At 67.8% G+C, this 22,945-nt stretch carries 19 protein-coding genes and 1 other RNA gene; 6 read left to right on the forward strand and 14 right to left on the reverse strand.

Features of this window, described 5'->3' with window-relative positions; all coding sequences use genetic code 11:
- Positions 1-42 precede the first annotated feature (42 nt).
- The 5 genes from MKK62_RS24410 to MKK62_RS24430 form a co-directional block, all read right to left on the reverse strand.
- Complete coding sequence (locus MKK62_RS24410) at positions 43-3,015, reverse strand: bifunctional [glutamine synthetase] adenylyltransferase/[glutamine synthetase]-adenylyl-L-tyrosine phosphorylase (protein WP_240263329.1); 2,973 nt, start codon at positions 3,013-3,015, stop codon at positions 43-45.
- A 59-nt stretch (positions 3,016-3,074) separates the two neighbouring features.
- The gene (locus MKK62_RS24415) at positions 3,075-4,412 is read right to left on the reverse strand and encodes a glutamine synthetase family protein (protein WP_240263328.1); all 1,338 of its coding nucleotides are present in this window, start codon (positions 4,410-4,412) and stop codon (positions 3,075-3,077) included.
- A 48-nt stretch (positions 4,413-4,460) separates the two neighbouring features.
- Positions 4,461-6,008: an alpha/beta hydrolase gene (locus MKK62_RS24420; RefSeq protein WP_286670874.1), complete on the reverse strand. Its 1,548-nt coding sequence runs from the start codon at positions 6,006-6,008 to the stop codon at positions 4,461-4,463.
- A gap of 103 nt (positions 6,009-6,111) precedes the next feature.
- Positions 6,112-7,677: an alpha/beta hydrolase gene (locus MKK62_RS24425; RefSeq protein ID WP_240263327.1), complete on the reverse strand. Its 1,566-nt coding sequence runs from the start codon at positions 7,675-7,677 to the stop codon at positions 6,112-6,114.
- A gap of 49 nt (positions 7,678-7,726) precedes the next feature.
- Complete coding sequence (locus tag MKK62_RS24430; protein WP_240263326.1) at positions 7,727-9,118, reverse strand: WS/DGAT/MGAT family O-acyltransferase; 1,392 nt, start codon at positions 9,116-9,118, stop codon at positions 7,727-7,729.
- 183 nt (positions 9,119-9,301) lie between these two features.
- On the opposite strand from MKK62_RS24430, the gene panB reads away from it, so the two are divergent.
- Positions 9,302-10,138 carry a 3-methyl-2-oxobutanoate hydroxymethyltransferase gene (gene panB / locus MKK62_RS24435; protein ID WP_240263325.1) on the forward strand — a complete coding sequence of 279 codons (837 nt, stop codon included), beginning with the start codon at positions 9,302-9,304 and terminating at the stop codon, positions 10,136-10,138.
- Between the two features lie 44 nt (positions 10,139-10,182).
- Positions 10,183-11,649, forward strand: a complete 1,467-nt coding sequence (locus MKK62_RS24440; protein WP_240263324.1) for a CYTH and CHAD domain-containing protein — start codon at positions 10,183-10,185, stop codon at positions 11,647-11,649.
- 6 nt (positions 11,650-11,655) lie between these two features.
- Here the strand turns inward: MKK62_RS24440 and rnpB are convergent.
- Positions 11,656-12,039, reverse strand: an RNA gene (gene rnpB / locus MKK62_RS24445) — RNase P RNA component class A.
- A 48-nt stretch (positions 12,040-12,087) separates the two neighbouring features.
- Positions 12,088-13,374 (reverse strand): HNH endonuclease, encoded by a 1,287-nt coding sequence (locus tag MKK62_RS24450; protein ID WP_240263323.1) that lies wholly within the window; start codon positions 13,372-13,374, stop codon positions 12,088-12,090.
- Positions 13,375-13,447: 73 nt separating this feature from the next.
- Between MKK62_RS24450 and MKK62_RS24455 the strand changes: the two genes are divergently transcribed.
- A complete protein-coding gene (locus tag MKK62_RS24455) occupies positions 13,448-14,164 on the forward strand; it encodes a 2OG-Fe(II) oxygenase (RefSeq protein WP_240263322.1) in 717 nt (238 codons plus the stop codon).
- Here the strand turns inward: MKK62_RS24455 and MKK62_RS24460 are convergent.
- From MKK62_RS24460 to cobC, 6 genes are all read right to left on the reverse strand, one after another.
- Positions 14,063-14,923, reverse strand: coding sequence for an STAS domain-containing protein (locus MKK62_RS24460; protein WP_240263321.1), 861 nt, complete (start codon positions 14,921-14,923; stop codon positions 14,063-14,065). The two genes, MKK62_RS24455 and MKK62_RS24460, sit on opposite strands and share 102 nt — an antisense overlap.
- 62 nt (positions 14,924-14,985) lie before the next feature.
- The gene (locus MKK62_RS24465; RefSeq protein WP_240263320.1) at positions 14,986-15,891 is read right to left on the reverse strand and encodes a DMT family transporter; all 906 of its coding nucleotides are present in this window, start codon (positions 15,889-15,891) and stop codon (positions 14,986-14,988) included.
- Between the two features lie 31 nt (positions 15,892-15,922).
- Positions 15,923-17,017 (reverse strand): bifunctional RNase H/acid phosphatase, encoded by a 1,095-nt coding sequence (locus MKK62_RS24470; RefSeq protein WP_240263319.1) that lies wholly within the window; start codon positions 17,015-17,017, stop codon positions 15,923-15,925.
- Positions 17,014-17,748, reverse strand: coding sequence for a zinc ribbon domain-containing protein (locus tag MKK62_RS24475; protein WP_240263318.1), 735 nt, complete (start codon positions 17,746-17,748; stop codon positions 17,014-17,016). Before MKK62_RS24475 ends, MKK62_RS24470 begins: the two co-directional genes overlap by 4 nt.
- Positions 17,745-18,884, reverse strand: coding sequence for a Nif3-like dinuclear metal center hexameric protein (locus tag MKK62_RS24480; RefSeq protein WP_240263317.1), 1,140 nt, complete (start codon positions 18,882-18,884; stop codon positions 17,745-17,747). Before MKK62_RS24480 ends, MKK62_RS24475 begins: the two co-directional genes overlap by 4 nt.
- Entirely contained in the window at positions 18,881-19,849 is a 969-nt protein-coding gene (cobC, locus tag MKK62_RS24485; protein WP_240263948.1) for an Rv2231c family histidinol phosphate aminotransferase CobC, read from the reverse strand. Before cobC ends, MKK62_RS24480 begins: the two co-directional genes overlap by 4 nt.
- A gap of 121 nt (positions 19,850-19,970) precedes the next feature.
- Here cobC and MKK62_RS24490 point away from each other — a divergent pair, with 121 nt between their 5' ends.
- The 3 genes from MKK62_RS24490 to MKK62_RS24500 are packed head-to-tail and all read left to right on the forward strand — an operon-like array spanning position 19,971 to position 21,956.
- Positions 19,971-20,645, forward strand: coding sequence for an HAD-IA family hydrolase (locus MKK62_RS24490; protein ID WP_434084995.1), 675 nt, complete (start codon positions 19,971-19,973; stop codon positions 20,643-20,645).
- Positions 20,646-20,697: 52 nt separating this feature from the next.
- Positions 20,698-21,132, forward strand: coding sequence for an arsenate reductase/protein-tyrosine-phosphatase family protein (locus MKK62_RS24495; protein ID WP_434085117.1), 435 nt, complete (start codon positions 20,698-20,700; stop codon positions 21,130-21,132).
- Entirely contained in the window at positions 21,132-21,956 is an 825-nt protein-coding gene (locus tag MKK62_RS24500) for an SURF1 family cytochrome oxidase biogenesis protein (protein ID WP_240263314.1), read from the forward strand. Before MKK62_RS24495 ends, MKK62_RS24500 begins: the two co-directional genes overlap by 1 nt.
- On the opposite strand, the gene MKK62_RS24505 is transcribed toward MKK62_RS24500, so the two are convergent.
- Positions 21,928-22,893, reverse strand: a complete 966-nt coding sequence (locus tag MKK62_RS24505) for a cobalamin biosynthesis protein (protein WP_240263313.1) — start codon at positions 22,891-22,893, stop codon at positions 21,928-21,930. The genes MKK62_RS24500 and MKK62_RS24505 overlap by 29 nt on opposite strands.
- Positions 22,894-22,945: the final 52 nt, after the last annotated feature.

Below are 22,945 nucleotides of genomic sequence, written 5' to 3' on the forward strand. Positions count from 1 at the left end.
TTACTAACACCGAGGTCTCCCAGACAGCACGACCGGGTTGGGTCATTCGTCGAAGATCTTGTGCACCACTGCTTTTGCGCGGCGAGTTACCCGCAGGTAGTTGTCCAGGAATTCTCCGCCGTCGCCGTTTTTGGCCCACCCGGCCGCCACCGCGACGGTGTTGAGCAGCCGTCCCGGGCCGGGCAACTGGTCGGTCGGCTTGCCGCGAACCAGCACCAGGGCGTTGCGGGCCCGCGTCGCGGTCAGCCACGCTTCCCTCAGCAGGTCGGCGTCTTCGCCTGTGATCAGCCCGGCTTCGGCGGCGGCGTCCAGGCTCTCCAGCGTCGAGGTGTTGTGTAGCGCCTCGACCTCGCTGGCGTAGCGCAGTTGGAGCAGCTGGACCGTCCACTCGATGTCGGCCAGTCCCCCGCGTCCCAGCTTCGTGTGGGTTTTCGGGTCGGCACCGCGCGGCAGCCGCTCGGAGTCGACCCGCGCCTTGATCCGCCGGATTTCGAGGACCGCCTCGGGGGACACCCCGCCGGCGGGGTAGCGGGTCTTGTCGACCAGGTGCAGGAATCGCTGACCCAGATCCGAGTCGCCGGCGACCGCGTCGGCTCGCAGCAGCGCCTGGATCTCCCACGGCTGCGCCCATTGCTCGTAGTAGGCGGCATACGAGGCGAGGGTTCGCACCAGCGGGCCGCTGCGCCCCTCGGGCCGCAGGTTCGCGTCGACTTCCAGCGGCGGGTCCGCGCTCGGAGTACCAAGCAGCGCCCGGATCTGCTCGGCCACCGTTATCGCCCACTTCACGGCGTCTGAATCCTGCACGCCGGTGGCCGGCTCGCAGACGAAAAGCACGTCGGCGTCCGACCCGTATCCCAGTTCGCGGCCGCCCAACCGACCCATCCCGATCACCGCGATCGCCGCCGGAGCACGGCCGCTCTCCGGGAGGTTGGCCCGTATCACCGCGTCCAGCGCGGCCTGCAATACCGCCACCCACACGCTGGTCAGCGCCGCACACACGTCGGTGACGTCGAGCATGCCCAGCAAGTCGGCCGAGGCGATGCGGGCCAGCTCGCGGCGGCGCAGCGAACGTGCGATCGCGATGGCGCGCACCGGGTCGCTCTGCCGGGCCGCCGAGGCGACCAGCGCGCCGGCCACCGCCTCGGGGTCGACGTCGAGCAACTTGGGTCCCCCTGGCCCGTCGCTGTAGTTCTGCACCACCTCGGGTGCGCGCATCAACAGCTCCGGTACGTAGGCCGAGGTACCCAGCACGTGCATCAGCCGCTTGGCCACCGCCGGCTTGTCACGCAGCGTCGACAGATACCAGCGCTGCGAGACCATTACCTCGCTGAGCCGACGGTAAGCCAGCAGGCCGCCGTCGGGATCAGGGGTGTCGGAGAGCCAGTCCAACAGCCGGGGCAGCAACACCGACTGCACCCGGCCGCGTCGGCCGCTTTGGTTGATCAGCGCCGAAAGGTGGGTCAGCGCGCTGCGCGGAGCGTCGTAGCCCAGAGCGGCCAGCTGCCGCTCCGCCGCCGCGGGCGTCATCCCCTGCGAGAATTCCAGTCCTTCTGGCGCAATGGATTCCAGCAGCGGCTGATAGAACAGCTTGGTGTGTAACCGCGACACCCGCAGGTGATGGCGCTTCAGCTCTTCGCGCAGCACCCCGAGCCGGTCGTGGCTGCCGTCGGGCCGGATGTGGGCGGCGCGGGCCAGCCAGCGCATCGCCTCGTCGTCGTCGGGCGCGGGCAGCATGTGCGTGCGCTTGAGCCGCTGCAACTGCAGCCGGTGCTCCAGCAGCCGGAGGAATTCGTACGACGCGGTCAGGTTCGCGGTGTCGTCGCGACCGACGTAGCCGCCGGCGCCCAGCGCGGCCAGCGCGTCGACCGTCGACGCCACATGCAGCGTCTCGTCGTTGCGGCCGTGGACGAGCTGCAGCAGCTGCACGGCGAACTCGACGTCGCGCAGCCCGCCGCTGCCGAGCTTCAACTCGCGGGTTCGGACGTCGGCCGGCACCAGCTGCTCCACCCGTCGTCGCATGGCCTGCACCTCGGGCACGAAATCCTCGCGCTCGCAGGCGTTCCAGACCATCGGCATCAACGCGTCGATGTACTGCTTGCCCAGTTCGGCGTCGCCTGCCGCCGGCCGCGCTTTGAGCAGGGCCTGGAACTCCCACGTCTTGGCCCACTGCTGGTAATAGGCCACATGAGACTCGAGGGTGCGGACCAGTTCGCCGTGCCGGCCCTCCGGTCGCAGTCCCGCGTCGACCTGGAAGAAGGCGTCCGACGCCAGCCGCATCACCTCGCCGGCGATCCGCGCCGACACCTGGTCGGCCGGCTCGGCAACGAAGATCACGTCGACGTCGCTGACGTAGTTCAGTTCGCGCGCACCGCATTTGCCCATCGCGATGATCGCCAGCCGCGGCGGTGTGTCGTCGCCGCAGACGGCAGCCTCGGCCACCGTCAATGCCGCCCCCAACGCGGCGTCGGCCAAGTCGGCCAGGTGTGCGCCCACCGACGGGAAGGACAACACCGGCAGGTTTTCCACCACCGAAGCCAGATCCATCGCGGCCAGCACGAGCAACCGGTTGCGGTAGAGCTCCCGAAGTCGCCACACCACCGATCCCGCCGCGGTCGGGGGCCCGGCCACACATTCGGCGAACGCGGACCGCAGCTCGTCTGCCGAGGGCAGTTTCACGTTGCCCTGCAACAAATGCCAGGCCTGCGGGTGGGCCACCACGTGATCGCCCAGCGCCAGCGACGACCCGAGGACTCCGAACAGCCTGCCCCGCAGGCCGCGGTCGGTCGTCAGTGCTGCATTGAGCTCAGGCCACTGGTCGCCGAGCGCATCCGCCAGCCGGACCATCGCGCACAGCGCGGCATCGGCGTCAGGGGCGCGCGACAGCGACCACAGCAGTTCTATGCGGTCTTCGGTGTTCCAACCCAGCTGCGCCAAATTAGCGCTCGCACGGTCGTCGACCAGCCCGAGACGGCCAAGGCTGGGTACCTTGGGCCGCTGCGTCACTGGTTGGTTCACGCCATTGACGGTAGCGCAGTCGTCTTCGGTTCCGGATGCATCCTCATCGCCGGAAACGGCTAGAGCGAAATATATGTCTTCAGTTCGAAGGGCGTGACATGGCGGCGGTAGTTCGCCCACTCCGTGCGTTTGTTGCGCAGGAAGAAGTCGAAGACGTGTTCTCCCAGCGTCTCTGCCACGAGTTCGGAGCCCTCCATCACCCGCAGCGCCTCATCGAGGCTCGACGGTAGTTCGCGGTAGCCCATCGCGCGGCGCTCGGTCGGAGTGAGGTCCCACACGTTGTCCTCGGCTTGCGGGCCAAGCACATAACCCTTCTCCACTCCGCGAAGCCCGGCGGCCAACAGCACGGCGAAAGCCAGGTAGGGGTTGCAGGCGGAGTCGGGGCTGCGCACTTCGACGCGTCGCGACGAGGTCTTGTTCGGGCTGTACATCGGGATGCGGACCAGCGCCGAGCGGTTCGCCGCACCCCACGACGCGGCGGTGGGCGCTTCGCCGCCGAGCACCAAGCGCTTGTAGGAGTTGACCCACTGGTTGGTGACGGCGCTGATCTCGCTGGCGTGCTCGAGGATCCCGGCGATGAACGACTTGGCCACGTCGGAAAGCTGCAGAGGGTCGTCCGGGCTGTGGAACGCGTTGACCTCACCCTCGAACAAGCTCATGTGGGTGTGCATCGCGGACCCCGGGAAATGCCCGAATGGCTTGGGCATGAACGTCGCCCGCGCACCCTCGAGCAGCGCGACCTCTTTGATCAGGTAGCGGAACGTCATCACGTTGTCGGCCATCGACAGCGCGTCGGCGAAGCGCAAGTCGATCTCCTGCTGGCCGGGCGCGCCTTCGTGATGGCTGAACTCGACCGAGATGCCCATGGATTCCAGTGCGTCGATCGCCTCGCGCCGGAAGTTCGATGCCGAATGCACGGCCTGGTCGAAGTAGCCGGCGTTGTCGGCCGGAACCGGTTCTGTTCCGTCTTCGGGACCTGGTTCGAGCAGAAAGAATTCGATCTCGGGGTGCACGTAGCAGGAGAAACCCAGGTCGTTGGCTTTAGCTAGCTGACGGCGCAGCACGTGGCGCGGGTCTGCCCAGGACGGCGAACCGTCGGGCATCTTGATGTCGCAGAACATCCGGGCCGAGTGGTGGTCGCCGTTGCGGGTGGTCCAGGGCAGCACCTGAAACGTCGACGGGTCGGGGTGGGCGACGGTGTCGGATTCGGAGACGCGCGCAAAGCCCTCGATGGACGACCCGTCGAAGCCGATACCTTCTTCGAATGCGCCCTCGAGTTCAGCGGGCGCGATCGCGACAGATTTCAGGAAACCGAGCACATCGGTGAACCACAGCCGGACGAATCGGATGTCCCGTTCTTCCAGCGTGCGCAGCACGAATTCCTTTTGTCGATCCATACCTGGAACAGTATGCACACACCGTTAAATCTGTGTTACCAGCGCGGCTTAACACCTTAAGTTTCCGGGCGCGATGCCGTCGACCAAATAGCGGACCACGGCGTCGTCTACACACTCGTTTCCGTTGAACGTCACGGTGTGCTGGGTGCCCTCGAAACTGATCAGGCCGGCGCCGAGTTGGTTGGCCAGATTGACGCCGGCTTGGTACGGGGTTGCCGGATCGTGTGTGGTGGATACGACGATCACCTTGCCGGGGCCGGCCGGCGCGGCCGGATGCGGCGACGAGGTCGCGGGCACCGGCCACAGCGCGCACAGGTCGCGCGGCGCGTGACCGGTAAACGGGCCGTAGGACGAGAAAGGCGCGACCTGGCGGATTCGTTGATCGGTGTCCGCCCACGTCGCCGGGTCCGTCGGTTCGCGCGCGTCGACGCAGCGGATCGCGTTGAACGCGTCCTGCGAGCTGTTGTAGTGCCCTTTGGCGTCGCGGCCGTAGTACTCGTCGGCCAGTGTCAGCAGGTCACCGGGATCGCTCCCGCGCCGCAGCCCCAGCAGACCGCTGGTGAGGTACTTCCAGAACTGCGGGGTGTAGAGCGCGTTGATGGTGCCGGTGATCGCATCCGAGTAGCCGAGCGGACGGCCTTCGGGGGTCGGTGCGGGCCTGGTCACCAGCGGGTCGATCAGCTGGTGGTAGCGGGCGACCCACTGATTCGGGTCGGTGCCCAGCGGGCAGTCCGCCGAGTGCGCACAGTCCGCGGCGTAGTCGTTGAACGCGGTCTGAAAACCGGCCTGCTGGTTGATCAGCTCGTCGATCGGGCCGATGCTCGGGTCGACCGCGCCGTCGAGCACCATGGCCCGAACGTGCTCGCCGTAGCGCTCGAGGTAGGCGGTCCCTAATTCGGTGCCGTAGCTGTAACCCAGGTAGTTGATCTGGTCGTCGCCCAAGGCCTGACGCACGACATCCATATCCCTTGCCGCAGAAGCAGTTCCGACGTTCTCCAGGAACGCCGAGCCGTTGCGGGCAACGCAGCGCGCAGCGATGTCCCGATAGATCTGCTCGATGTGCGCGACCCCGGCAGGGCTGTAGTCGACCATCGGGTCGCGTCGGTAGGCGTCGAACTCGGCGTCAGTCTGGCAATGCACGCCGGGCGTCGAATGTCCGACCCCGCGCGGGTCGAATCCGACCAGATCGAAGCGGCGGCTGACTTCGGAGCCCGCCAAGTCCGGCCCCATCGAGGCGACCATGTCGACCGCCGATGCCCCGGGCCCGCCCGGGTTGACCAGCAGCGCGCCGATCCGCGGCCCGGTGGCTGGGATCTTGATCACCGCGAGTTGCACTTGCGCCCCAGCGGGATTCGCGTAGTCGACGGGGACCGTCACGGTCCCGCATTGGGCACCGGGCACGCCTTTGGTGCCCTTGACGATCTGGCTGCAACTCCCCCAATTCAGCTTCGGCGCCGAGGCGGGCTGGGGTGCGGCCGGGCTGGGGGTTGGACCCGCGTCGTATCCCGGCGTGGACCCAGCCGGGGCGGCAACGGCGACCGACGCGGTGAGCGTGAGAGAGAACAGCGCAGAGCTCATCTGCCTCGTGCGCCACATGGTCGTCAATCGTGGCATGCGTCGGCCACAGGCCGTGATCCCATTGGTCACACCTTGGTCTCGTTATCGATGGTGGTCGTGATGTGTCAGACGCCAACCGTCGTCAGCACTTGGCCCCTTTGGACGGCACGGTGCCGCTGAGCAGATAGGCCGTCGCGTAGTCGTCGATGCAGCTGTTGCCCTGGAAGACGACGGTGTGCTGCGTGCCGTCGAAAGTGAGCAGCCCGCCTTTCAACTGGTTCGACAGGTCGACGCCGGCCTGATAGGGGGTCGCGGGGTCGTGGGTGGTCGACACGACCAGCGTCGGCGTCAAGTTGTGCACCGACAGGGCATGTGGCTTGCTCGTCGGGGGTACCGGCCAGAACGCGCAGGTGCCGAGCGGGGCGTTGCCGGTGAACTTCCCGTAATTCATGAACGGGGCGACCTCGCGGGAGCGGCGGTCCTCGTCGATGACCTTGGCCCGGTCCTTGACCGGCGGCTGATCCACACAGTTGATCGCCACTCGGGCGTCGGTGGAGTTGCTGTAGTGGCCGTGTTTGTCGCGACGCATGTAAAGGTCGGCCAATTGCAGCATGACGTCGCCGCGGTGGTGCGACATCTCGGTGAGCGCGGCCGTCAGGTTGTGCCAGAACGTCGGCGAATACAAGGCCATGATGGTGCCGATGATCGAGTCGCTGTAGCTCAGCCCGCGGGGATCTTTGGTGCGCATCGGTATGCCCCGCGTCGGGTCGTTCTTGTCGACCATCGGGTAGGTCAGATCGTGATATACGTCAACGGCTTTCGCCGGGTCGGTGCCCAGCGGACAGGTCGGCGACTTGGCGCAGTCTTTCGCGTAGTCGTTGAATGCGTCCTGAAAGCCCTTGGCCTGCCGGAGATCTGACTCGACCGGGTCGGCGTTGGGATCGATGGCGCCGTCGAGGATCATGGCCCGGATGTTCTTCGGGAACGCTTCGGCGTACGCGGCGCCGATGCGGGTGCCGTAGGAGTAGCCCAGGAAGGTCAGCTTGTTGTCGCCCAGCGCCTCACGAATGGTGTCGAGATCGCGTGCGACGTTGTCGGTTCCGACATTGGCGAGAAACTTCTTGCCCATCTTCGCCACGCATCGGTCGACGTACTCTTTGGTCTCCTTTTCGATGTGCGCCACGCCTGCCGGGCTGTAATCCGCTTGGGTCTCGGTGCGCAGCCGGTCGTTGTCGGCGTCGGAGTTGCACCAGATCGCCGGCCGTGAGGTGGCGACGCCGCGTGGGTCGAAACCGACCAGGTCGAAGCGCTCGCGGATCTGGGTCGGCAACGACTGCACGAGGCCCACGGCGGCCTCGATCCCGGACTCCCCTGGTCCGCCCGGATTGATCACCAACGAGCCGATCTTGTCGCGGGTCGCCGGGAAGCGAACGAGCCCGAGCGTCGTCGCGTCTCCGCTGCGATGCCGATAGTCGACCGGCACGGCGAGTTTGCCGCACTGCACACCGTTGGGCAGCTTCGCCGGAGCGCCGTTGCCGCCGACCACCCGGCATGGGCCCCACTCGATCGGCTGGCCCACCTTGGGCCCGTACATCACGGCGCGACCCTTGACGACCTGGGTGCAGCCGGCCACCGTTACCGCGGCGACCGCCATCGCGGTCCAGATCAGCATCGTGCGCGCGATCCAGCCGCGGCGAGGGGTCCCCATGCCAGACATGGTGCCATGCGTGCGCGCAGTCCCCCGGTCGCCGGGGCTTCTACCGTGTCGCGAGCAGCAGTTCTTCCATGCCGACCCCGAAGTCGTCGGCCAGCTCCCACAGGTCGGGCAGCAGCTCGGGGCAGGCGATGATGCCGACGTTGAGTTTGCCGGCCAACGACATCACGGTGATATTGAGGCCCGAGCCTTGGAAGATCGGCCCCAGCGGGTACATCGCCTTGACCTCACTGCCCAGGAAATAGAGCGGCACCTGCGGGCCGGGGACGTTGGAGACCACCAGGTTGTGCACCGGGATGCGCTTGGTCAGGCTCGTTCGGGCGTAGACCCGCATCGCCGCACCGAACACCGCGGGCGCGGCGAATTGCGACCAATCCTGGAGCAGCGTCGCCTTGATCGCCGAGCTGTGTTGTTTGGCAACCGAATTGGCGTCCGCGATCGCCTTGATCCGCTCGACCGGATCCGCGATGTGAGTCTGCAGGCTGGCGAACATGCCGGAGACCTGGTTGCGGCCCGGGCGATCCGACTTCTCGTGCACCGACACCGGCACCATCGCGACCAGTGACGATTCCGGCAGCTCGCCGCGGTCGAGCAGGAATTGCCGGAGCACGCCCGAGACCAAGGCCATCACCACGTCATTGACCTTGACGCCGAAGTAGTCCTTGACCGTCTTGACGTCGTCGAGGTCCAGCTGCGCGTAGGCGATGTTGCGCTCCGCGGTGATGGTGTCGTTGAACGCAGTGCGCGGCGCGGCGAACGGCGGCGCCATCGTCTGGCCGCTGCGCGCCCGCAAGACGGTCTTGAGCACTGTGGACGCGGTATCGGTCAACGCGTTGGCGAGGCGCAGCGGCCGGGCCGCGAACTTCATCGCACCGGTCAGCGCGATCTCGAGTTCGTTGGCGCCGCCGACGCCCTCGACCGGGTCCGGCGCCGGGGCGTCGGGCTCGGTGCTGCACAGCTGAGACATCAGGTTGGCGCCGGTGACGCCGTCGACCGCGGCGTGGTGCACCTTGGTCATCACCGCCAGCCGGCCACCCTCGTGCGCGTCGGTGCCCGCCACACCTTCGATCACCCACATCTCCCACAGCGGGCGGGTGCGGTCCAGCTGCAACGAGGCGATGTGGCCGGCGATCTCGGCGAGCTCGAGGCGCCCGCCGGGCGGCGGCAGACCGATTCGGTGCAGATGCCGGTTGACGTCAAAATCGTTGTCCTCGACCCACACCGGATGGTCCAGGTTGAAGGCGCTGTCGGCCAGCTTCTCGCGGAATTGGGGCATGGCCTTGATCCGCAAGGCCAGCTCGTCCCGGAGGCGGTCGAAGGTGTAGCCGCCGGGCATCGTCGAGGTGTCGAGCTCGAGAATCGAGCAGACATGCAACGGTTGTGATGGCGTTTCGAGATACAGAAAGCTGGCGTCGAGCCCACTGAGTCGTTGCATGCGCCGATGCTATGTCTGCCGCGGAAGGGCGGTACCGGAATCGAAGGATGGGCCCCGGTGTGAGCAAATCCACTGAGCCGGAATCGCGCAGGGAGCACCTCAGGTGACACAATGACCGGGTCAGACGAACCCGGGGACCCGGATGGGCCTCGAGGATCGACCAGACCACATTGAGGGACAACGATGTCTGAACAGACTGTTTATGGTGCCCATTCGTCGAGCCCGCGGCCCAAGACCCGCATTCACCACCTGCAGAAGATGAAGGCCGAAGGCCACAAGTGGGCGATGCTGACGGCCTACGACTACTCCACCGCACGCGTCTTCGACGAGGCCGGCATCCCGGTGCTGTTGGTCGGCGACTCGGCAGCCAACGTCGTCTACGGTTACGACACCACCGTGCCCGTCTCGGTCGAAGAACTGATCCCGCTGGTCCGCGGTGTCGTGCGGGGCGCCCCGCACGCCCTGGTGGTCGCGGATCTGCCGTTCGGCAGTTACGAGGGCGGCCCAGCTGCGGCGTTGGACGCCGCGATCCGCTTCATGAAGGAAGCAGGCGCGCACGCGGTCAAGCTTGAAGGCGGCGAACGGGTCGCCCCGCAGATCGCGACACTGACCGCCGCCGGCATCCCGGTGATGGCGCACATCGGGTTCACCCCGCAAAGCGTCAACACCCTGGGCGGTTTCCGGGTGCAGGGCCGCGGCGATGCGGCCGAGCAGACCATCCACGACGCGATCGCCGTCGCCGAAGCCGGCGCGTTCGCGGTCGTGATGGAGATGGTGCCCGCCGAGTTGGCCACCCAGATCACCGGCAAGCTCACCATCCCGACCGTCGGGATCGGTGCGGGACGCAACTGCGACGCTCAGGTGCTGGTGTGGCAGGACATGGCCGGACTCACCGGCGGCAAGACCGCCAAGTTCGTCAAGCGGTTCGGCGACGTCGGCGGCGAATTGCACCGCGCGGCAACGCAGTACGCCGAAGAAGTCGCGTCCGGAACCTTCCCCGACGACGAGCACAGCTTCTAGCCCCTCCCGTTTAGGCGTCGTCCGGGCGTGGCACGCTAGCGGCCATGACTGCCAGCGGCCCGTCGCGCTATCTCGAGGTCGAGCGCAAGTTCGACGTGGACACGTCGACGCAACCGCCGTCATTCGACGGCGTTCCGGGCGTCGCGCGGGTGGAGCAGGCCCCGACCCAGACGCTGGACGCGGTGTACTACGACACCCCGGACCGCGACCTGGCATCCAGCCGAATCACGTTGCGCCGCCGCACCGGCGGGCCCGACGAGGGTTGGCACCTGAAGTTGCCGGCCGGTCCCGACGCGCGCACCGAGGTGCGGGCGCCGTTGGACGCCGGTGAGCACCACGAGGTGCCAGCCGAACTGCGGGACGTGATACTCGCGATCGTGCGCGACCGCCCGCTGGCTCCGGTGGCGCGGATCAGCACGGCCCGCGAGGTTCAGTTGCTGCACGACGCCGACGACGCCGTGGTCGCCGAGTTCTGCGACGACCAGGTCACCGCGGGTCAGGGCGCTGACGGCTCCGAGTTTCCGCAGCAGTGGCGCGAGTGGGAACTCGAGCTGGTCGGCGACGCGGCGAACGCAAAACTGCTGGATCGCGTCTCGGAGCGCCTGCTCGATGCGGGCGCGAAGCCGGCCGGGGTCGGATCCAAGCTGGCGCGCGTGCTCGGCACGTCGCCCGAAGACCCGCCGGCCGATCCGCTGCATCGGGCGATGGCCGAGCAGATCGGCGAGTTGCTGGTGTGGGATCGCGCGGTCCGGGGCGAGGTCGACGACTCGGTTCACCAGATGCGGGTGACGGCCCGCAAAATTCGCAGCCTGCTCCAGGCTTCGCCGGCCTCCTTCGGGCTCACCGGCGACGCACCGATCATCGACGAGCTTCGTGAGCTGGGCAACGTTCTGGGCGTGGCTCGTGACGCCGAAGTGTTGGCCGAGCGCTACAGCAGCGCATTGGACGACGTGCCGCCCCAACTGGTGCGCGGTCCGATTCGGGAGCGATTGGTTGGCGGCGCGGAGCGGCGCTATCGCACCGGCCTTCGACATGCGTTGGCCGCCTTACGGTTACCGCGATACTTCCGGCTGCTCGATGGACTGGACGCTTTGGTCGCCGGATCTCCGCCAGACGAGCAACGCGCATCCCAAAAGACCGTCGCCGCGGCCGGCAAGAAGGTGCGCAAGGCCGCCAAGGCCGCGAGGCATGCCGACAACGGAACTGAACGCGACGATGCAATTCACCGAATCCGCAAGCGCGCCAAGCGGCTTCGCTATACCGCAGACGCCACCGGCACCAAGAAGGTGTCGAAGCGGGCCAAAGATCTGCAGTCGCTGCTCGGCGACCACCAGGACAGCGTGGTCAGCCGCGAGCATCTGCTTGCGCAAGCGGACGCGGCGCACGCCGCGGGCGAGGACACCTTCACCTACGGGCTGCTCTACCAGCGGGAGGCCGAACTGGCGCGGCAGAGCCGTCGCGAACTCGAGCCGAAACTGAGCAAGCTGTTCAAGGCGGTCCGCAAGCTGTAGTGCGGGCGGGCGAGTTGGCCTGTAAGCCGGATTCTGTTCCGCGTCGTTGACGCGGCGGCGACCATCCATCTGGACACACCGTCGCCGGGTGCCTCGAGCGGTCTACCCGCAGGCTCGGGCGAGCAACCCTCAAACACCTGCGCGACCGCACCGCGGTGCGGTCTTCTTGACCTTGCTTCGGGTGGGGTTTGCCAAGCCACTCCGGTCACCCGGAATGCTGGTGCGCTCTTACCGCACCGTTTCACCCTTACTACTAGGTAGCGGTTTGTTTTCTGTGGCACTTTCCCGCGAGTCGCCTCGGATTGCCGTTAGCAATCACCCTGCTCTGTGAAGTCCGGACTTTCCTCGACTCGGCGCCGAAGCGCGAGCCGCGGCCGCCCAGCCAACTCGTCCGCGCTAACACCGTACTCGTAAGGCAATCCGCAGGCCAGCGGCTGTCTATGCGGCGTGTAAGCGTGACAGCGTGATCTCGACCGCGGCCTCCACCTCACTGATGTCGACACGCGCCATCGAACCCGGTAGCGGAGGTGCCGTCGACCGGTACGCCCGTCCGGTCGGAGTGGTGAATTCGGCTGTGTGCCTACCGGTTTCGTCAATTTCGGTGGCGACCCGCCAGCCGGCAGCTTCTTTGACATAGTTGCAGCACGCGCAAGACCCCTGCCCGTTGCCCGCGTCCGTGGCGCCACCGCGGGCATGCGGCCGAGCGTGGTCGAGGTGTCGGATCGGTGCGTCGCAATAGGGCGTGCGACAGCGCTGATCGCGCAGTCCGATGAAGGCGGCGAGCCCGCGCGGAAATCGGCGGGCGCGTGACTCCATTTTCACCAGCGCGCCTGATTTCGAATGGCTGTACAGCCGTCGCAGCATCGCTCGTGACCGTGGATCCATCGCCGCATCCATGACCAGCCTGCGGGCAACCTCCGCGGGGATAGGACCGTAACCGGCGATGTCCGCCGGCGAGGTGTCGCCGCCCAGCAACGTACGGTCGGACAACACCAGGTTGACCGCAATCGGTGTCGCCGCTGCCGCGCTTCGTCCCGTCGTGCGTTCGACGAGAGCGTCGGCCATGACTTGGCCGCGGGACCGGCCGTCGAAGGTGGTGTCGGCCGCTCGCCGAAGCGCGGCATAGACCGAAACTCCCTGCGCCACAGGGAGAAGCGCCGTGAGGTAGGCCATGGTGTCCGGCGCGGGCCGAATGGTCACCATCCGGTCGGCTTCCGCTCTCGCGGCCCGGTCGACGACGGCATGCGGGTCGAGGCGGTAGGCGATGGCTTTGGCCGCGGCGGCCACGCGTGCGTCGCCCATCCCCTCCAGGCCGGCCGGGTCGCCGCACAGTTCGGCGTCCAAGAGCTGACGGTCGTCGACGTCGAGGCAGGCGCTTTCGCGCACGATCAAAGTGGCCCGCCACTCCGACAGCTGACCCTGCTCCAGGGCGGCCAGCGTATGCGGCATCTCGTGCACCAAGGCCTTGGCGAAGCCGAGATGGCGACTGCCGCGAGACGGCGAGTCACGTCGAGCGAGAGCGACTTCGCTGGCCACCCCGCGCCCGCGCTTTGCTACCGGTACTCCGGCGGCGTCCTCTGCGGCTCGACGCGCGGCGTCAAACGCGGCCGCAGCCCGTGCCTGAGCTGCCGCCGCCGCGGATTTCAGTCGTTCAAGCTCCGCGATGCACGCGATGAGGTCGGACTCCGAGGATTCGGGGTCTACCGTCAACAGCGATTCGAACATACGTTCGAGTATAGCACTGTCTACCGACTCATACTTTTTGGCAGGATCGGGGACGAAGGGAGGCCACTGCCGAATGCCGGTGAATCAATGGGCCACGCGTGTCGATCGCGCAGACTGGGACGCGATCGGCGCCACCGTGGGCGACCTCGGCGGGGCATTGCTGCCTCGACTCGTCACGCCGTCCGAGGCACGACGGATTCGCTCCCTCTTCGACGACGACGATTTGTTCCGTTCGACCGTCGACATGGCCCCGCGGCGCTACGGGTCCGGGCAATACCGCTACTTCCGTTCGCCCTACCCCGAGCCGATCGAGCACCTCAAGCAGGCGCTGTACCCACGCCTGCTGCCGATTGCCCGGGACTGGTGGGCCAAGCTGCGCCGCGACGCTCCGTGGCCTGACAGCCTCGACGAGTGGCTGGGGATGTGCCACGCGGCGGGTCAGACGCGATCGACCGCGCTGGTGCTTCGCTACAACACCGGCGACTGGAACGCACTGCATCGAGACCTCTACGGCGAGTTGGTGTTTCCGCTGCAGGTGGTGATCAACTTGAGCGACCCCGACACCGAGTTCACTGGCGGCGAGTTCATGCTGGTCGAGCAACGGGCGCGAGCCCAATCACGGGGTACCGCAACGCAATTGCCGCAAGGTCACGGTTACCTGTTCACTACCCGCGACCGGCCGGTGAAGTCAGCCCGCGGTTGGTCGGCGGCGGCGGTGCGCCATGGACTGTCGGTGGTCAGGTCTGGAGAACGCTACGCCCTCGGGCTGATCTTCCACGACGCCGCCTGAGTCGTCAGCTTCAGCGATCCTGCCGAAGGAGTCGCCGGGCCCCATCCGCGCCCACACCGTCTTTCCCGTCGAGGTGGGCGTGTTGCCCCAGCGGCGGCACAGGGCCGACACGATGTCCAGCCCCGCCGGACTACTGCCAAGCGGGCGCTCGCGCAGAACCGCCAGAGCCGGACTGGAGTCGGACACCGCGATGACGACCTCGTCGTCGGTGCCTTCCACGCGCACGTCGAAACCGCCGCTCGCATACGTCAGGGCGTTCTCCGCGAAGACGGTCAACACGGTGCTTGCCGCTGGGATCCGGTCGCGCAACGACCATGCCACCAGATGTTCGCTCACGAAGATCAGCGCCGAGTTCACGCTGCAGGGATATGCGTCGAAATGTTCACGGGCGCGGTGGACATAGCGGCAGGTTCCGCCGTTTATCGCCTCGGTGGCCTCAGCCAGCGTCTCGTAGACCGGGACATAGCGGGCGACCGAGAGGTCGACCAGTCGCCGCCGGATCAATGGATCGCCGGTGACCAGCACCATCGGGACCTCCGGCCACTGCTGGACGCTCCACCGCGCGCTGGTGAACACCGCCCAGCTTTCTACGTCGGCCACCTCGAGCGAATTGATGTCGACGATCACCGCAGTGGCTCGGTCGGCCGCGACCTTGATCACGGTGTCGCGCACTTGAGAATAAGTCCGCGCATTCAGGATTCCGCGCAGCCGGACCACGGTGGCGTCAGCGCGCGCGTGCGTCGTACTGGTCAGCATCATCCCTCGCCGCTTTCTGGACTCAAGGAGGACTATGGGCCGAGAGCATACCCACGGAATGTGCTTTACCGGGACATTTCCGGTTGCATGGACGTTTTGGCCGGTGGACCGCCCGCTGCCGAATCCCGTCCCAGCGCGATCGTCGCGGCGGTCATCGCAGCGACGGCTACCACCAGGATCACCGCACCCGCGCCGCGCACCACCAGGTGCTCGCCGAGGATCACCACACCCAGCAATACCGCCACCACCGGCTCCCCGACCAGCATCACGGGCACCGACGCCTGCAACGCGCCGGCATGGAATGCCGACTGCTGCAAGACGGTCACCGTAATCGCAAGCGCCACCAACAGATAGGGCGCCGGCACGATCAACAGACCGTGCCAGCCATGGGTGACGAGGCGGTGGGTACTCACTTTCGTCAAGACCGCGACCATGCCGAGCAGCACGGCGACGGCACCAGCCAACAACATCGCCCGGCGCCGGCCATCGGCGCGACGAGCTGACAGCACGCAGATAGTCACCACCGGCACCGAAGTCGCCAGCGCCACGCTCCATGCCGGCACCGGCGCCCGGTAGTGGCCTTCACGCGGCTGTCCCACCAGAACGAATACCGTGAGTGCGGCGGTGAGTAACAACGCCCAGCCCCAGTCCCGGGCCCGGACGTGCTGGTTGGAGAAGCGCGCTCCCAGCGGCAGCACGAAAAGCAGCGACGACACCAGCAAGGGCTGCACGAGCAGCAAGGACCCGTGCGCCAACGCCAGCGCCTGGAACACGTATCCGCCGATCGCACCCACCGTTCCCAGCCACCACGCCGGCTGACGGACCCACGAGGTGACGATCGCGCCCGAATCCGCTGACGCCTCGGCCTCCATCTGGATGGCACGCTGCCGCACGACGATGCCAATGGCGGCGAACAACGCCGCCAGCAAAGCCGACCCGATGGCCAGGGCGTGCGACGCTAACCACTGCACAACTGGCCCACTACCCGGACGCCGACGATCTCTAACCCAAATACCCGGTCTGGTTGACCAGCCGGACCGACGATGCTCCGTCGGGGTAGAACTCCGCGATGCTCAGCGACGCGAGATCCAGGTGCAACCGGTAGAGAATTCCGGGGCCGGCGTCGAGCGCGTCGCGCAGCAACATCTTGATCGGGGTCACGTGTGACACCACCAGCACCGTGCTCCCGCCGTGCTCGGCGACGATGCGATCCCGCGCGCGCGATACTCGCTTGTCGACCTCGTCGAAGCTTTCGCCGTCGGGCGGCTCGGTGCTGGTGTCGCGCAGCCAGCGTCGATGGAGCTCGGGATCTTGTTCTGAGGCCTCGGTGAACGTCAGGCCCTCCCACCCGCCGAAGTCAGTCTCGATCAGGTCGTCGTCGACCGTGACGTCGAGGCCCAACCGCTTGGCCGCGGCGGTCGCGGTGTCGTGGCATCGCTGTAACGGTGAACTGATCACCGCGGCGACTCCACCGCGGGAGCCCAGATAACTGGCGGCCGCCTCGGCCTGTTGTCGGCCGAGCGGCGTCAGCGGCGGGTTTCCGCGACCCGAATAGCGCCGCTGCACTGACAATTCGGTCTGCCCGTGTCGTAGTAGCAGCAGCCGGGTGGCGGCCCCCTGCGCGCCGCTCCATCCCGGCGACTGCGTCTCGCCGACGGCGGCGGCCGGCGCGGCGTCGGCTTGCACCGAGATTTCAGCCGCCGCGTCCATCGCCTCGTTCGCCAACCGGTCGGCGTGGGCATTCTCGGCCCGAGGGATCCACCGGTAGGTGATCCGGTCGAATCGCGATGCGAGCGAACGGGCTTGGGCGTTCAACTCAATCAATTCCGGATGCTTGACCTTCCACCGCCCGGCCATCTGTTCGACCACCAGCTTGGAATCCATCGCGACCGTGACGTCGGTGGCATGCAGATTCGCCGCTTCCTTCAAACCGGCTATCAGGCCTCGGTATTCGGCGACGTTGTTGGTAGCACGTCCGATTGACTGCTTGGCTTCGGCCAGCACGACCGACCGGTCGGCGCTCCACACCACCGACCCGTAGCCGGCCGGCCCCGGGTTGCCACGCGACCCGCCGTCGGCCTCGACGATGACCTTCACTTGTTGATGCCCTTGATTCGCAACAGGATTGCGCTGCACTCGGGACAACGCAGCACCTCGTCGTCGGCGGCCGCCGCGAAGCGCGCCAGCTCGCCACGGTCGATCTCGATTCGACACGCGCCGCAGCGGCCGCCCTGCAGCAATGCCGCCCCGGTCCCGCCGCTGGCCCGCTGGCGTTCGTAGAGCGCGAGCAGGTCGGAGTCCAGGTCGGCGGTGAGCTCGTCGCGGCGCGCGGAATGGACCCGGCGGTGGTGATCGAGGTCGGCCAGGGTGCTGTCGATGGCCTGCTGTGCGGCGGCCAGGTCGGCGCGCAGGCCCTCGACGACCGCTTGCTCCGCCGCCTGCTGCGCCTGCAGCTGCTCGCGTCGCTCCATCACCTCCAGCAGCGAATCCTCCAGGCTCGCCTGACGACGCTGCAGCGTCTCCAGTTCGTGTTGCAATTCGGACAGTTGCTTGGAGTCGGCGATGGATTGCAACAGCGAGCGATCCCGGTCCTCGCGCTGGCGTACGCCGTCGATCTCCGACTCGAAGCGCGAGACCTCGGTGTTGAGGTCTTCCAACGCGATCTGTAGTGCGCCCAGCCGGTCGTTGGCGGCAACCTGCTCGGCTTTGATGCGCTCGCTCTCGGCGCGCTCGGGCAGGTGGCCGGCACGGTGGGCCATCTTGGCCAGCTCGGCGTCGAGTTCGGCGACCTCTAGCAGCGAGCGCTGCTGTGCGACATCGGCTTTCATGCGTCCTCTCCCCCGGTGGCGTTGTCGACATTCCAGGGATCGGTGCGAATCCGGCACACCTCGATCGACAGCGCGGACCCGAACGCCGACCGGAGAACGTCGGCGGCCTGTTCGCACCACGGAAATTCGCTGGCCCAGTGGGCGACGTCGATCAGCGCGACATCCGAGGCGCGGCGATGCTCGTCGGCCGGGTGGTGCCGCAGGTCCGCGGTCACGTAGGCCTGCACGTCAGCGGCCGCGACGACGCCCAGCAGCGAGTCGCCGGCCCCGCCGCACACCGCCACCCGCGACACCGTCGCGTCCGGGTCCCCTGCGGCGCGCACCCCCCAAGACGTCGCAGGCAGACCGGACCGGACCCGAGACACGAACGCGCTCAACGGCTCCGGCTGAGGCAGCGAACCGATTCGCCCCAACCCGACATTCCTGGGCACCGGCGCCAGCGCGATGACGTCGAACGCCGGCTCCTCGTACGGATGCGCCGACCGCATCGCCGCCAGCACCTGCCGCCGCGCCCGGGCAGGTGCGACCGCCTCGACGCGGTCTTCGACCACCCGCTCTACCGCGCCGACGCTGCCAATCGCCGGGTTCGCGCCGTCATGAGGCAGGAACTGGCCGGTTCCGGTGACGGTCCAGCTGCAGTGCGAGTAGTCGCCGATCTGGCCTGCTCCGGCGGCAAATATGGCCTCCCGCACCGCGTCCGCATTCTCGACCGGGACGAAGATCACCCACTTGTCCAATTCCTGTTGTGCTGCAGCGGGTTCCAGTACTGCCTCGACCGTCAGCCCGAGCGCCTGCGCCAGCGCGTCCGAGACTCCGGGGGATGCCGAGTCAGCGTTGGTGTGCGCGGTGAACAGCGAACGCCCAGAACGGATCAGGCGATGGATCAACGAGCCCTTGGCGGTGCTGGCCGCCACGGTGTCGACCCCGCGCAGCAGCAACGGGTGGTGGGCTAGCAACAGGCCGCCGTCGGGAACCGCGTCGACGACTGCCGCGGTGGCATCGACCGCGATGGTGACCGACGTCAGCGTCTCGTCGGGGTCACCGCACACCAAGCCGACCGAGTCCCAGGACTGCGCCAGTGCGGGCGGGTACGCCGCATCGAGCGCTTCGATGACCGCGCCCAACCGAACCGTCATCGCGCCGCCCCGCTGTCGACGATCGCCTCGACAAGCGCTGGCCACTCGGGCCGCACTGCCGCCCGCAGGTAGTGCCCGTCCAGTCCGACGAATGTGTCGCAGCGACGGACCGCAATACCTTTGGCGTGCAAATGCTTTCGCACTAAGGCGGCGTCGCCGACGGTAAACAGCACGAACGGCGCGTCGCCGTCGACGACCTCGATGCCAGCCGAGCGCAGGCCCGCCACCATCTCGGCGCGCAGCGCCGTCAGCCTTCGCGCGCCCGCCTCGGCTTCGGCGACAGCCTCAGGCGCGCAACACGCCTCGATCGCCGTCAACTGCAGGGTGCCGATCGGCCAGTGCGGCCGGGTCGCGGTCAGGCGCGCCAACACCTCCGGCGCACCCAGCGCGTAGCCGACCCGCAGCCCGGCCAGCGACCACGTTTTGGTCAGGCTCCGCAGCACCAGCACGTCGGGCAACGACTCGGCGGCCAGCGATGCCGGTTCGCCCGGCACTGCATCGGCGAACGCCTCGTCGACGACGACGACGCGGCCGGGACGCCGCAGCGAGATGATCTGGTCGCGCGGGTGCAGCACCCCGGTCGGGTTGGTCGGGTTGCCGACCACGACGAGGTCGGCCTCGTCGGGCACTCGCGCGCCGGCCAGGCCGAACGGCGGGTCGAGCACGACATGCTGCACGGCCACGCCCGCCGAGCGCAACGCGGCGTCTGGTTCGGTGAACGACGGCGCGATCAGCGCCGCGAGGGTCGGGCGCAGGTGGGCCAGCAGCGCGAACCCCTCGGCGGCGCCGGCCAGCAACGCGACCTCGTCGACATCGCGGCCGTGCCGCTGTGCGACCGCGCGACGCGCCGCGAGCACGTCGTGGGCCCCCGGGTATCGGCCGAGGTCCGGCAGCCGTGCAGCGAGCCGATCCGTCAACCAGCCGGGCGGCTGGGTGTCGCGGACGTTGACGGCGAAGTCGAGCATTCCGGGTTCGGCGGCCTGATCGCCGTGGTAACGGGCCGCCGCGAGCGGAAACCACGCGCTCGACTCGGGATTCGCCACACCTGAAACAGTAACGACCGCGCGGCGCGGCCGGGTACGGGACATGGACAATAGGGACGTGACAGGCACGATCCCGGCAGATCTGGTGATCTTCGACCTCGACGGCACGCTGACCGACTCCGCGGAGGGCATCGTGTCCAGCTTCCGCCACGCGCTCGGCGCAATCGGCGCCGCTGTCCCAGACGGCGACCTGGCCAGCCGAATCGTGGGCCCGCCGATGCACCACACCTTCCAGACCATGGGTTTGGGCGAGCATGCCGACGATGCGTTCGCCGCTTATCGAGCCGACTACACCACCCGCGGGTGGGCCATCAACAGCCTTTTCGAGGGCATCGGTCCACTGCTGGACGACTTACGGGCCGCCGGGGTGCGCCTAGCGGTGGCCACCTCGAAGGCGGAGCCGACGGCGCAGCGCATTCTGGAACACTTCGGCCTCGACGGGCACTTCGACGTCATCGCCGGCGCCAGCGTCGACGGCACCCGGGCCGAGAAGGCCGACGTGCTGGCCCACGCGCTTGCCCAGTTGCAGCCGCTGCCCGCACGGGTGCTGATGGTCGGCGACCGTCGCCATGACGTCGAGGGCGCGGCCGCACACGGCATCGACGCGGTGGTGGTCGGCTGGGGCTACGGGCGGTCCGACTTCACGCACGACGATGGGCCGAACGGCCCTTTGCACGTCGAGACGATCGACGAGTTGCGGAGGGCGTTGGGTGTCTGACCAAAAACTGCACATCACGTTCGTGTGCACCGGCAACATCTGCCGATCGCCTATGGCGGAGAAGATGTTTGCCCACCAGATCACCGAACGTGGCCTCGATGACGTCGTGCGGGTGAGCAGCGCCGGCACCGCCGGGTGGCACATCGGCAAGGCCGCCGACGAGCGGGCCAACCGGGTGCTGCGCGCCCACGGCTATCCCACCGACCACCGCGCGGCACAGGTCGATATCGACCACATCAACGCCGACTTGGTGATCGCGCTGGCCCGCAATCACGTGCCGCTGCTGCAGCAGATGGGCGTCGACGCCGATCGGATCCGAATGCTGCGATCCTTCGACCCGCGCTCGGGCGCCTTTGTTCTCGACGTCGACGACCCCTACTACGGCGACAACCACGACTTCGAGATCACTTTCGCCGCCATCGAAGCGTCGCTGCCCGGACTGCATACGTGGGTCGACGAGCAACTGGCCAACGGCGGGTCCGGCTGATGCGCCGGCTGGCCTTCCTGCTGCGGCCGGGCTGGATCGCGCTGGCCATCGTCGTGATCGCGTTCACCTACCTGTGCTTCAGCGTCCTCGCGCCATGGCAGCTGGGGAAGAACACCAAGACCTCGCGGGAGAACAACCAGATTCAACGCTCGCTGACCTCCGACCCGGTCGCGCTGAAAACGCTATTGCCGCAGCAGGATTCGTCGGCTCCGGATGGGCAGTGGCGCAAGGTCACCGCGACCGGGCATTATCTGCCGGACAAGCAGGTGGTGGCCCGGCTGCGGGTCGCCGACGGTGACCAGGCGATGGAAGTGCTGCTGCCGTTCGTGGTCGACGGCGGGCCGACCGTGCTGGTCGACCGAGGCTACGTGCGGCCGCTACCGGGTTCGCGGGTGCCCCCGATCCCCCCGCCGCCCCGCGACGCCGTGACGCTGACGGCTCGGCTACGTGATTCCGAGGGCCCGGTGCTCGACAAGGAGTCTTTCGTGAGTGACGGTGTGCGGCAAGTGTATTCGATCAGCACGAGTCAGATCGCGACGCTGATCGGCACTCCCCTGGCCGGCTCGTACCTGCAATTGGTCGACGACCAACCGGGCGGTTTGGGCGTCATCGCCCTGCCGCACCTGGACGCCGGACCCTTCCTGTCCTACGGCATTCAATGGATCACGTTCGGTGTCGTGGCCCCGATCCTGTTGGGCTACTTTGCCTATGCCGAAGTGCGAGCAAGGCGCGCCGAGAAGGAGCACGGCAACGTACGGGCGGAGAAACCGGCCCCGACGACCGTCGAGGAAAAACTCACCGACCGCTACGGACGGCGACGCTGACCGCGCCCAGCCCGGCGACGGTCAACGCCGCAGCCGCCTGCACGGCCCGCGAAAGCCGCACGGCGCGGTGCACATCGGACACCCTCGGCGGCGAACCGTCACCCAGGGTCGGGCGGATCTGGAGCTCGTAGTGATAGTGAGTCGGGCCGCCAAGCCGGACGCCCAGCGCGCCGGCAAACGCCGCTTCGACGACACCGGCATTCGGGCTGGGATGACGGCCCGCGTCGCGGCGCCACGCCCGTACCGCGCCCACCGGCGACCCACCGACGAGCGGCGCGCACACCACGGCCAGGGCCGCCGTCACCCGCGCCGCAACGTAGTTGGCCGCATCATCCAATCGCGCTGCCGCCCAACCGAACCGGGTGTAGCGCGGTGACCGGTGCCCGACCATTGCGTCCAGGGTGTTGACGGCTCGGTACCCGAGAACGCCGGGCACGCCGCCGACCGCCGCCCACAACAGCGGTGCCACCTGCGCGTCGGAGGTGTTCTCGGCCAACGATTCCAACGTCGCCCGGGTCAGACCGGCGGTGTCGAGCGTGGCCGGATCACGTCCGCACAGCGAGGGCAACAGCCGTCGGGCACCGTCCAGGTTGTCGCGAGCTAGGAGGTCGCCCATCTGCGATCCGACGTGCGCCAGCGATGTTCCGCCGAGTGCGACCCAGGTCGCCACCGCGGTCGTCATCACCGATGGCAAGACACCGCACCGGCTGGCCCGCCACTCCAAAAAGGCACCGAACCCGCTGACCGAGCCGACCAGGACGGCGACGTGGCGTAGCCCGGCGGACCGGCTGTCGCGATAGGTGAATTGCTCAAGCGAGCCTGCGGCAGTGCCAAATCCGGCTACCGGATGACCCGTCCGCGGATCGCCAAGGACCACGTCGGCCAGGTATCCCGCCACCACACCGACGACCCTGGTTTGCCGCGCCGTGTTAATCACCCCGGCAGCGTCTCATGCCTGATCTAGCCGGAAACGGCCTCGCGGCGCCGCG

The sequence above is a fragment of the Mycobacterium paraterrae genome (genome assembly GCF_022430545.2).
Classification (GTDB): Bacteria; Actinomycetota; Actinomycetes; order Mycobacteriales; family Mycobacteriaceae; genus Mycobacterium; species Mycobacterium paraterrae.